General features: G+C 62.6%; 9 protein-coding genes. All 9 read left to right on the top strand.

Annotated elements, in window-relative coordinates; all coding sequences use genetic code 11:
- The first annotated feature begins 5 nt into the window (after positions 1–5).
- On the top strand, positions 6–1,526 hold the full coding sequence (locus HU755_RS04225; protein ID WP_186630721.1) for a sigma-54-dependent Fis family transcriptional regulator: 1,521 nt from the start codon (positions 6–8) through the stop codon (positions 1,524–1,526).
- 297 nt (positions 1,527–1,823) lie between these two features.
- Complete coding sequence (locus tag HU755_RS04220) at positions 1,824–1,964, top strand: hypothetical protein (RefSeq protein WP_042561788.1); 141 nt, start codon at positions 1,824–1,826, stop codon at positions 1,962–1,964.
- 18 nt (positions 1,965–1,982) lie between these two features.
- The gene (gene tagH, locus HU755_RS04215) at positions 1,983–3,179 is read left to right on the top strand and encodes a type VI secretion system-associated FHA domain protein TagH (RefSeq protein WP_186630720.1); all 1,197 of its coding nucleotides are present in this window, start codon (positions 1,983–1,985) and stop codon (positions 3,177–3,179) included.
- 5 nt (positions 3,180–3,184) lie between these two features.
- Positions 3,185–3,685 carry a type VI secretion system lipoprotein TssJ gene (tssJ, locus tag HU755_RS04210; RefSeq protein WP_186546075.1) on the top strand — a complete coding sequence of 167 codons (501 nt, stop codon included), beginning with the start codon at positions 3,185–3,187 and terminating at the stop codon, positions 3,683–3,685.
- Positions 3,686–3,687: 2 nt separating this feature from the next.
- Complete coding sequence (tssK, locus tag HU755_RS04205; RefSeq protein ID WP_186546073.1) at positions 3,688–5,019, top strand: type VI secretion system baseplate subunit TssK; 1,332 nt, start codon at positions 3,688–3,690, stop codon at positions 5,017–5,019.
- Between the two features lie 5 nt (positions 5,020–5,024).
- Positions 5,025–5,900, top strand: coding sequence for a type IVB secretion system protein IcmH/DotU (gene icmH, locus HU755_RS04200; RefSeq protein WP_186546071.1), 876 nt, complete (start codon positions 5,025–5,027; stop codon positions 5,898–5,900).
- 14 nt (positions 5,901–5,914) lie between these two features.
- Positions 5,915–9,454 carry a type VI secretion system membrane subunit TssM gene (gene tssM / locus HU755_RS04195; protein WP_186630719.1) on the top strand — a complete coding sequence of 1,180 codons (3,540 nt, stop codon included), beginning with the start codon at positions 5,915–5,917 and terminating at the stop codon, positions 9,452–9,454.
- Positions 9,454–10,182, top strand: coding sequence for a PP2C family serine/threonine-protein phosphatase (locus tag HU755_RS04190; RefSeq protein ID WP_186630718.1), 729 nt, complete (start codon positions 9,454–9,456; stop codon positions 10,180–10,182). Before tssM ends, HU755_RS04190 begins: the two co-directional genes overlap by 1 nt.
- Positions 10,179–11,180, top strand: a complete 1,002-nt coding sequence (locus tag HU755_RS04185) for a serine/threonine-protein kinase (RefSeq protein ID WP_186630717.1) — start codon at positions 10,179–10,181, stop codon at positions 11,178–11,180. Before HU755_RS04190 ends, HU755_RS04185 begins: the two co-directional genes overlap by 4 nt.
- The last annotated feature ends 6 nt before the right edge of the window (positions 11,181–11,186 follow it).

Raw genomic sequence — 11,186 nt, 5'->3', positions numbered from 1 at the left:
GCGTGATGTTCACTCAGGTGCCGCAGCCACTGGTCTACGCCGAAGCGTTGCTGGCGCAGTTCGCCAGTCTGTCGCGGGCGGCGGACGGTGCTGCGTTGCTGGGTGAATTCGTCCGAGGTCTGGCTGAACTGAGCGGTTGCGAATTGACTCAGCTGTACCTGCTCGACGCCACTCACACCTGCCTGGGGATGAACGCCGAGTGCCTCGACGGCGCGCTGCAACCGCGCCAGGCGGCGAGTCTGCCGGCGGATTACAACGGTGAGCAACTGCTGCAATTCGCCCTGTGCCAGAACCGCGTGGTGTGCCTTGATGACCTGAGCGCCAGCCTGCACGAGACCAGTTTCCTGCCGGCGGCGACCGCGCCGTGGCAGTCGTTGTTGTGCGTGCCGCTGGTCAATCAGCACAAGGCGGTTGAAGGTCTGTTGCTGTGCGCCAGCCACCGTCGCACCGACCTGCAAGGCTTTGCCGATTCCCTCGGCCAGCTCGGCTCGTTCGTGCTCGGTCAGCTGCATTTGCTGCAGCGCCTGCGCCAGCCGTTGGCTGAATCGGCCACCGTCACGCGCAGTGTGCCGAGCATCAGTGGCTACGGTTTGATCGGCAAAAGCGCGGCAATGCGCCAGACCTACTCGCTGATCAGCAAGGTCTTGCATAGCCCGTACACCGTGCTGTTGCGCGGTGAGACCGGTACCGGCAAGGAAGTCGTTGCGCGGGCGATTCACGATTGCGGCCCGCGTCGCTCTCAGGCGTTCATCGTGCAGAACTGCGCGGCGTTCCCGGAAAACCTCCTGGAAAGCGAACTGTTTGGCTACCGCAAAGGTGCCTTCACTGGCGCCGATCGCGATCGTGCCGGGCTGTTCGACGCGGCCAATGGCGGCACGCTGCTGCTCGATGAAATCGGCGACATGCCGCTGTCGCTGCAAGCGAAGATTCTGCGCGTGTTGCAGGAAGGCGAGATCCGTCCGCTGGGCTCCAACGACACGCACAAGATTGACGTGCGCATCATCGCCGCGACGCACCGTGATCTGGCGGTCCTGGTCAGCGAAGGCAAATTCCGCGAGGACTTGTACTACCGCCTCGCGCAATTCCCGATCGAGCTACCGGCCCTGCGTCAGCGCGAAGGCGACATCCTCGATCTGGCCCGTCACTTCGCCGAGAAAACCTGCACCTTCTTGCAACGCGATCCGGTGCGCTGGTCGGACGCCGCGCTGGAACACCTGTGCGGCTACACCTTCCCCGGCAACGTTCGCGAGCTGAAGGCACTGGTCGAACGCGCGGTGCTTTTGTGCGAGGGCGGCGAGTTGCTCGCCGAGCATTTCTCGCTGCGTCTGGAGCCGATGCCCGAGGACACCAGCGGCCTGAATCTGCGCGAGCGCCTGGAGCAGGTCGAGCGCACTTTGCTACTCGATTGCCTGCGCAAGAACGACGGCAACCAGACCCTCGCCGCCCGCGAACTGGGCCTGCCGCGGCGCACACTGTTGTATCGCCTGGGGCGCTTGAATATCAATCTGGGAGATTTCGATGGTTGAGCTACGGCACTTCTTCGGACCCAAAACATACCCTGTGGCGAGGGGATTTATCCCCGTCCGGCTGCGCAGCAGTCGCAGTCCGGTAAATACGGTTTCACTGAGAGACCGCGCTGGCAGGTTTTGGGGGCGCTGCGCACCCCAACGGGGACAAGTCCCCTCGCCACAGGAGATCGTGGCGCCTGCTTGGATTGGCTCTGAGCCCCGGTTCAGAGCCTCGCAAAACAATGAATTCGCTAATAACGGCGCCGCCCGCAAGGGTCGGCGCTTTGTGCTTTGTCTACACCTGGAGACCCTCTGATGTCTGTTCGTCACTGGCACGCTGTCCTGCTGACCCTCGTCGTTCTATGCGGCCTTGGCGGCTGTAGCGGCAATTACAAATTCAACGACACCGACTATCGCCCGTTGGGTGATCCGCAAGCGGTCAATCGCGGCAAGTGACCGCAAGGAGCATCAAACATGGAATTGGTTTTCGAAATGCTGAACACCAAGCAGTTCGTGCCCACCGAGTCGTGCCAGCGGACCTTCAAACAGGCCGGCGGCGTGATCGGGCGGGGCGAGGACTGCGACTGGATCATCCCTGACCGCAAGCGTCACCTGTCCAACCACCACGCGATTGTCAGTTACCGCGAGGGCTCGTTCTTCCTCACCGACACCAGCAGCAACGGTGTCCAGGACGGCAGCAGCGGCGCGCGCCTGCACAAGGGCGAGCCGGTGCGCATCGAGCACGGCAGCACTTACGTTCTCGGCGACTTCGAAATTCGCGCACGACTGGTGCGCGATCCGGCCACCTTCGACGGTGAGGTCGGTCGCCCACGCCCTGCCGGCAGCATCATTCCGGACGACGCGTTCCTCGACCTCGACCCGCTCAATGCCCTCGAACAGCAAGAGCGCGTGTACTCGGAAATCGACGAGCTGCTGGCGCCCAACACCAAGCCGGAGGACTCGCGTCAGCGCGCCGATTACGCACGCATCGACATGGAAAGCCTGATGGTGCCAGAGCTGATCGCTGCCCCCGTCGAACCTGAGCCTGCTCCGGCGCCCAAAGCCGTTGAGCGCCAGAGTGAAGGTTTCTGGGAGCATTTCGGTGCGGCGCTGGGCGTGGACGTCAAAGGCCTCAGCCACGACGAACGCGAAGCCCTGGCGCTCAACGCCGCGCGCCTGCTGCGGCAGAGCATCGGTGGTTTGCAGCAGAGCCTGCGCACCCGCTCGGAGCTGAAAAACGAGCTGCGTCTGGCCCAGACCACCGTACAAGGCACCAACAAGAATCCACTGAAATTCGCCGTCGATCCGAGCGAAGCACTGGAGATTCTGTTGCAGCCAAGCAAGCCCGGGCACCTGCCGGCCGAGCAAGCGATTTCCCGCGCGTTCCGTGATTTGCAGGCGCATCAAGTGGCCTTGCTGACCGCCAGCCGCGCCGCCGTGCGCGGCACCCTGGAGCACTTCTCGCCGGAGCAACTGACCCTGCGTTTCGAGCGCGACAACAAGCCGTTGATCGCTACTTCGGGCGGGCGCTGGAGAGCGTTCGGCCGCTATCACCAGGCCCTGCGTCAGGACGATGACTGGAGCGAGCGTCTGCTGGCCCGCGACTTCGCCCAGGCCTACGAAGAACAGATCCGCCTGATCTCCACCCTCCACACCGACCACCAAGGATGATGCGCATGTCTCGCCGCTCGACCGCTTTTTTCAAGACGCTGACTGCGCTCACCTTATTGGTGCTGCTTGCCGGTTGCTCGTCGCTGTCGCCGTACTCGAAAGTGACCAAGCTCAACCTCAAGCTGACCGGCAGCGATCAGCTCAACCCGGACCTCAACGGTCGTCCGTCGCCGATTGTCGTGCGCCTGTTCGAACTCAAGCACCCGGTGACCTTCGAAAATGCTGACTTCTTCAGCCTCTACGAGCGCGCCAAGGAATCTCTCAACCCGGATCTGGTGGCCAGCGAAGAACTCGAACTGCGCCCGGGTGAAACCGTGGAAATGAAGCTCAGCGTGGAGGAGGGCAGCCGTTACGTGGGCGTCCTCGCTGCCTACCGTGACCTGCCGGAAACGCAATGGCGCTACACCGTGCAGATCACTCCGCTGGAACTCACCGAAGCTGATCTGACCCTCGATCAGGCCGGTATCCGCAATACCCAACAAGTGCTCGCCAAGGCGGATGACTGATCATGAACACCCATAAAGTCATTTGGCAGGAAGGCATGCTGCTGCGACCGCAGCACTTCCAGCACAACGATCGTTATTACGATCACCAGATGAAAACCCGCACCCAGTTGCTCGGTGGCTACACCTGGGGTTTTCTCAATCTGGAGATCGACTTGCAGTTCCTCAACATGGGCAAACTGGTGATCAGTGAAGCCTCGGGGATTCTGCCGGACGGCAGCCTGTTCGAACTCGGTGGCAACACCGAGCCGCTGGCGCTGGACGTGCCGCCGAACACCGGCAACACGCCGATCTATCTGGCGCTGCCACTGGTCACCGGCAACCACATCGAGGCCCGTCGGCCAGAGCAATCCGACGTGCTGGCGCGTTACACCGCGTATGACGCCGAGGTGGCTGATTCCAACGCCGGCGACGATTCCGCCAGTCAGGTCAGTTGCGGGCGCCCGGACTTCAAACTGTTGCTCGGCGAGCAGCAGAGCGATCAGGCTTACGTGAAGCTGAAGATCTGCGACGTGCTCGACACCACGCCCGACGGTGTCATCAGCCTCGACCCGGATTTCGTGCCGACCTACATTCAGGCCCACGCTTCCAGCTATCTGCTGTCGTGCCTGAAAGAAGTCATCAGCATGCTCAGCCACCGCGGCGACACCATTGCCGAGCGGATTCGCTCCAACGGCAAGGTCGGCGGTGCCGAAGTCGGCGACTTCATGATGCTGCAATTGATCAACCGCACCGAACTGCTGCTGCGCCATTACCTCGGCCTTGAGCAGGTGCATCCCGAAGAGTTGTACCGCACGCTGCTGACCATGCTCGGCGATCTGGCGACCTTCTCCGGCGAGAGCAAACGCCCGCGTCTGGACAGCCGCTATTCCCACGCGGACCAGGGCGGCAGCTTCCGCAAACTGATGGAAGCGATCCGGCAGGTGCTGTCGATGGTGCTCGAACAGCACGCCATCGAACTGATCCTGCAGGCGCGTCAGTACGGCATCATTGTGTCGCCGTTGCACGACCACAAACTGCTCGGCTCGGCCTCGTTCGTGCTGGCGGCCAGTGCCAACTGCGACTCCGAAGAACTGCGCCACCGCTTGCCGGCGCACCTCAAGGTCGGCCCGGTGGAGCGCATCCGCCAACTGGTCAACCTGCACCTGCCGGGGATCAAGGTCAAACCGTTGCCGGTGGCCCCGCGGCAGATCGCGTTCCACTCGAACAAAACCTATTTCATCCTCGAACTCAGTTCCGAAGACCTGGCACAACTCGAGCGCTCCGGCGGTTTCGCGTTCCACGTGTCCGGCGAATTCGCCGAGCTTGAACTGAAATTCTGGGCCATCAGGAACTGACCGACATGATCAAGGAAACGGATTACAACCAGGACGACAAAACCGTCCTGCTCGACCGTCAGGGCCACGGGCCGGCGTCGAGTCCGCTGACCGACTTCGCCGCGCCGCCGCGTTTCGAGCAACTGGAAGAACGCATGATCTACGCCGCGCGCCTGCGCCCGGCAGAGGCGTTCAACATCAGCCTCAATTCGCTGGTCGCGGCCTCGTCCGAACTGCTCTCGGAAGTGGTGCGCCTCAAGCACAGCGAAACCCGCGAAGATCTGTATGCGCTGAATGAGCGGCTGACCGCCGGGCTGAAATTGTTTGAAGTACGCGCCCTGCACAACGGCGCCGAAAGCAGCCAGGTGATGGCCGCGCGTTACGTGCTCTGCACGGTGGTCGACGAAGCTGTCGTGACCACGCCGTGGGGCAACGAAAGCGAGTGGTCGCAGATGAGCCTGCTGAGCAGTTTCCACAACGAAACCTTCGGCGGCGAGAAGTTTTTCCAGCTGCTCGATCGGCTGTCGAAAAACCCGGTCAAGCACTTGCCGATGCTCGAACTGATGTACCTGTGCCTGTCCCTCGGTTTCGAGGGCAAGTACCGCGTCCAGGCGCGCGGCATGCTTGAGCTCGAAGGCATCCGCGACGCCTTGTATCGGCAGATTCGTCAGCTGCGTGGCGACGTGCCGCGCGAGTTGTCGCCGCACTGGGAAGGCCTCAACGATCAGCGCCGCAATCTGGTGCGCATCGTGCCGGCGTGGATGGTGGTGCTGTTCACACTGGTCTGCCTGGTGGTGATGTATTCGGGCTTCGCCTGGGTCTTGGGCGAGCAGCGCGACACCGTTCTGCAACCTTATCAGCCGCTTGATCCAGCCGCGGTGCAACCGCAGGCGCAGCCGTAAAACAGGGACGTGTGATGAAAAAGTTTTTCAAGAAAGTCGGCGCCTTCCTGCGCCAGACCTGGGTCTGGACCTTGCTGCTGGTGCTGTTCGTGGCGCTGCTGGTGTGGTTCGTCGGCCCGTTGTTGGCGGTCGATGATTACAAGTTCTGGGAAAGCGCGACCTCGCGCCTGCTGACCATCAGCGTGCTGTTCCTGATCTGGGGCCTGACCATGGTCTTCGTCAGCTGGCGCGCCGGTATCCGCAAGAAAGCCGAGGAAGAAAGCGAGGATGGCCAGGACCGCATTCGCCGCGAAGAGCTGATCGACGAAGAGCAGAAGGAGCTGAAGGCGCGTTTCAAGGACGCACTGAAAACCCTGAAAACGTCGAGTCTGTATCGCGGCCGCAGCGAGCGCTGGCGCAGTGATTTGCCGTGGTACCTGCTGATCGGTCCGCAGGCTTCGGGCAAGACCAGCCTGCTGGATTTTTCCGGCCTGGAATTTCCGATCAACAAGATCGACCGCAAGCTGACCCGCGACACCCTCGGCACTCGTCATTGCGACTGGTATTTCGCCGATCACGGTGTGCTGATCGACACCGCCGGGCGCTACACCACTCAGCCGGACGCCGAAGTTGATGGCAGCGCCTGGACCACTCTGCTGGAGCTGCTGCGCAAGCGTCGTCGAGGTCGTCCGTTGAACGGCGTACTGGTGACCATTCCGGTGGAAACCCTCACTGGCGGTAGCGAGCAGGACATCGACACGCTGGCGCGCCAGGTGCGCAGCCGTCTGCAGGATGTGCATCAGAAACTGCACGTCGATGTGCCGGTGTATCTGGTGCTGAGCAAGGCTGACAAGCTGCTGGGCTTCGACGAGTTCTTCGATCAACTGACCCGCGAAGAAAGCGATCAAGTGCTCGGCACCAGTTTCCGCAAGGATCAGGTCGGTACCGACGTGGCGGTTCTGCGCAACGAGTTCGAAGAGCTGCTGCGACGCTTGAACAGCCAGGTGATCATGCGCATGCACTCCGAGCGCGACACTCAGCGCCGTGGCCGCATCCTCGACTTCCCGCATCAGCTCGGGCAGATCGGCGAGCGTCTGTGCCTGTTCGTCGACATGGCGTTCACCGGCAACCGCTATCAGCGCGCCACGCAACTGCGCGGTTTCTACCTGACCAGCGCACCGCACCTGACCCAGGAAATGGATTCGACCACCGCCGGCATCGGCGCCAGCCTGGGCATGAACGCCGGTGTGCTGCCGACCCTGCGCAGCGGCCGTTCGCGTTTCATCCACCACTTGCTCAGCCAAGTGATTTTCCCGGAGGCCGATCTGGCCGGTCTGGACAAGCGCGAGCGCAGCCGCATTCATTGGGGCCAGCGTGCGTTGTACGTCGGCGCACTGGCAGCACTGGCACTGTTCGGCATGCTCTGGGCCGGTGGTTTCTCGGCCAACTACGAGCGTCTGGAAAACCTGCGCACGCTGGCGCAGAACTGGACCCAGCAACGCTCGTCCGTGTCGCCGCGCGATGACGCCATGGGCGTGCTGAAAGTCCTGGATACGAGTTACGCCGCGACCCAGGTGTTCCCGAGCAAAAGCGACGTGTCGTACCACGAGCGTGGCGGCCTGTATCAGGGCGAAGACATCAATCCGGTGGTCAAGACTGCTTACGAGCGTGAGCTTGAAGCGCAACTGTTGCCACGGGTGGCGACCCTGCTCGAAGGGCAGATTCGCGCCAACATGAAGGACCGCGATCGCCTGCTCAACAGCCTGCGTGCGTACCTGATGTTGAACATGAAAGACCGTCGTGATCCGGCGTGGCTCAAGGACTGGATCGCCACTGACTGGTCGCAGCGCTACACCGGCAACACCGCTGTGCAGAACGGTCTGAATACTCACCTCGAGCGTCTGCTCAAGCAGCCGTTCATTTATCCGTTGAACGACCAACTGGTGACACAGGCACGTCAGGTTCTGCGCAGCGAATCGTTGGCCAACGTGGTTTACCGCATGCTCCGCGAGCAGGCGCGCAACCTGCCGGACTATCGCTTCAGCCAACACTTGGGCCCACAAGGCTCGCTGTTCATCGGCACCGAATACGTGATACCGGGGTTCTACACCCAGCAGGGTTATCAGCAGTATTTCTCGGTACAGGGCGCGGCGCTGGTCACCGATATCCTGCGCGACAACTGGGTGCTGGGCGAAGGCGCGGGCATCAGCGACATGGACTTGCGTCGCCTGATGGTCGAGCTGGAGCAGCTGTACTTCCGCGATTACGCCAACTACTGGAGCGAAGCTGTTGGGCAGGTGGCATTGCCGCCGATCAGCGACGCCGGCGAAGGCGCCGAGCAACTGGCGGGCCTGACTTCGGCCAACTCGCCGGTGCTCGCGTTGCTCACCGAAGTGCGTGAAAACACTCGCTTCGAAGCCGCGGCCGATCCGGTCGATGAAGCCGGCGAAGCCGCCGATGCGCTGGCCGGGCAGAAAGGCAAACTGGGCAAGGTCGGCAAACTCGCCGCTGCTGCCGCCGACAAGGCTTCGGCGCTGAACGTGGCGAAGAACCTGCCGGACACCGCGAAGAAATCCCTGCAACGTCGCTTCGAGCCGCTGCATCGTTTGCTTGATGACAACAACGGCCCGGGCGCTGACCTGACGCCAGCGTTCAACGCGCTCAACGACCTGCAACTGCAACTGGCCGGTCTGGCTCGTTCCAGCACGCCGGAACAGGCTGCGTTTGAAATGGCCAAGACGCGCATGAGCGGCCAGCGTGATGCGCTGACCAACCTGCGCAACGCGTCCGGTCGCCTGCCGCGTCCGCTGAGCGTGTGGTTCAACGTGCTGGCCGAAGACTCGTGGCGCCTGGTACTCAACGATGCCTACCAATACCTGAACGGTCGTTATCAGAACGAGCTGTACAGCGTGTATGGCAAGACCATCAGCAAGCGTTATCCGTTCAGCGCGAGCAGCACCAGCGATGTTTCGATCAGCGATTTCCGCGAGTTCTTCAAGGCGCAGGGCATTGTCGACCGTTTCTTCGACAGCTACATGCGTCCGTTCGTCAGCGGCGATCCGGGCAACTACCGCATGCGCAGCGTCGACGGTCACAGCCTGCCGGTGTCCAAGGTCTACCTCGATCAGATGGCCGCCGCACTGACGATTCGTCAGAGCTTCTTCTCGATCAACCCGGCCGAGCCGACCGTGCAGTTCAAGCTGGAGCCGTACACCCTCGACCCGGCGGTCAGCCGTTCCGAATTCAAGTTCGGCGACAAGACCATGGAATACCGTCACGGCCCGATCCTGCCAATGACCTTCAAGTGGCCGACCGATGCTGAAGACGGTCGCACCAGCCTGGTCATGGACAAGATGGCCGGACGCCCGATCGGTATCGAGAAGAACTCTGGCCCTTGGTCGCTGTTCCGTCTGTTCGATCTGATGCAGACCGAGTACCTGAGCGGTCGCGACGTGCTGGTGCTGAAGGCGGACGTAGGTGGCCTGCGCGCCAACTACCTGCTGACCAGCCAACGCTCGCCGAACCCGTTCGACCTGGGCGTGCTGCGCACCTTCCGTATGCCGGTGCAGCTCTGATGCTGGTGGCCAGTCCCTGGCGCAGCGCGGCGCGTACCGACCCGGGCAAGGTGCGGGCGCGCAACGAAGATGCCTTCCTTGACTCCCCGCAGCATGGGCTGTGGGTGGTCGCGGACGGCATGGGCGGTCATCAGGGTGGCGACATCGCCAGCCAGTTGATCGTCGCCAGCCTGGCTGAGTTGCCGCAACACGAGGACTTCGACGAACGCCTCAAAGCCATCCGCCAGTGCCTGCACTGGCTGAACCGGCGTTTGGGGCAAGAGTTGACGGTCACTGCCGGCCGCCACGACAGCATCATGGGCAGCACCGTCGTGGCATTGCTGGTGGAAGGCAATCGCGCGGCCTGCATCTGGGCCGGCGACAGCCGTTGCTACCTGTGGCGTGGGCAGCGGCTGTATCAGCTGTCCAAGGACCATTCGCTGCAACAGCAACTGATCGACGAGCAGCAAATGAGCGTCGAACAGGCAGCAGCGCACCCGGCGGCTCAGGCGTTGACCCGAGCCGTTGGCGCCGCCGAGACACTGACTCTGGATGTACTCGAACTCGAGGTCTATCCGGGCGATGCGTTTTTGCTCTGCAGCGATGGTTTGTATCAGGGCCTGAGCAGCGATGCCCTCGGCAACGCCCTCAGCCTCAGCGCGCCGCACGTGGCGCTGGAACGTTTGTTCGACGGCGCCCTGCGCGGCGCTGCGCGTGACAACCTGACTGCCGTGGTGATCTGCCAATGAGTGAACTCGAATCGCCCATCGATGACCTGCTGATCAGCGAAGAACAGGCCAACAACCTGACCTACTTCGCCTTCGCCAAGGGCAACAAGGCCGAACCGTTGCTGGCGCCGACCAAGGCCAGCATCGGTGCGCTGCCGGATGTACTCGCCGGTCGCTACCACCTCGAGCGTCTGCTCGGGGCCGGTGGCATGGGCGCCGTTTACCGGGCGCGGGATCTTTTGCACGAACAGTTCGGCGATCCTGATCCTTACATTGCGCTGAAAATTCTCAGCGAAGAATTTGCCGAATCGCCGGACGCCAGTGCCTTGCTCTACAGCGAGTTCGCCCTGACCCGGCGCCTGCGCCACGACAACGTCGTGCGTGCGCACACCTTTGAAGTCGACACCGACTGCCAGCGGGCCTTCATCACCATGGAATACATGCGTGGCCTGACCCTGGACAAATTGCTCTGCGAGCGGCCCCTCGGCCTGCCGTGGAAAGAACTGCGCGACATCGTCCTGCCGCTGCTCGACACGCTGGCCTACGCCCACCGTCGCGGCGTGCTGCACGGTGATCTGAAACCGAGCAACGTCATGCTCAGCGAAGACGGCCTGCGCCTGTTCGACTTCGGTCTGGGGCAGGCAGAAGAGGGCACCTTGCCCGGCCTGCCGCACCTGAGCCGTGAGCGCTTCAATGCCTGGACCCCGGGCTACGCCGCCCCCGAACTGCTTGAAGGCCAACCCTTGTCGGCCAGCGCGGACGTATACGGCGTGGCCTGCGTGATCTACGAGCTGGCGAGCGGCAAACACCCGTTCCGCCGCTTGCCCTCGACCCAGGCCCGCGACGAGCACCTGGAGCGCGAGCTGCACGCACCGAAAAATCTAGCGAAACACGGCTGGTCAGCGCTGCAGACCGCGCTGAGCTTCAATCCGGCAGAGCGCAACATCACTGCCGCACAATTGCGTGACGCCTTGGGCGCCACTTCGTCCTGGCTGCAACGTCTGCGACTTCGGGCGTAACGGATG

This window comes from Pseudomonas sp. SWRI111 (genome assembly GCF_014268555.1).
In the GTDB taxonomy this organism is placed as follows: domain Bacteria; phylum Pseudomonadota; class Gammaproteobacteria; order Pseudomonadales; family Pseudomonadaceae; genus Aquipseudomonas; species Aquipseudomonas hamedanensis.
The sequence above is the reverse complement of the archived record's forward strand: the minus strand, read 5'-3'. Positions and strand labels throughout refer to the sequence as shown.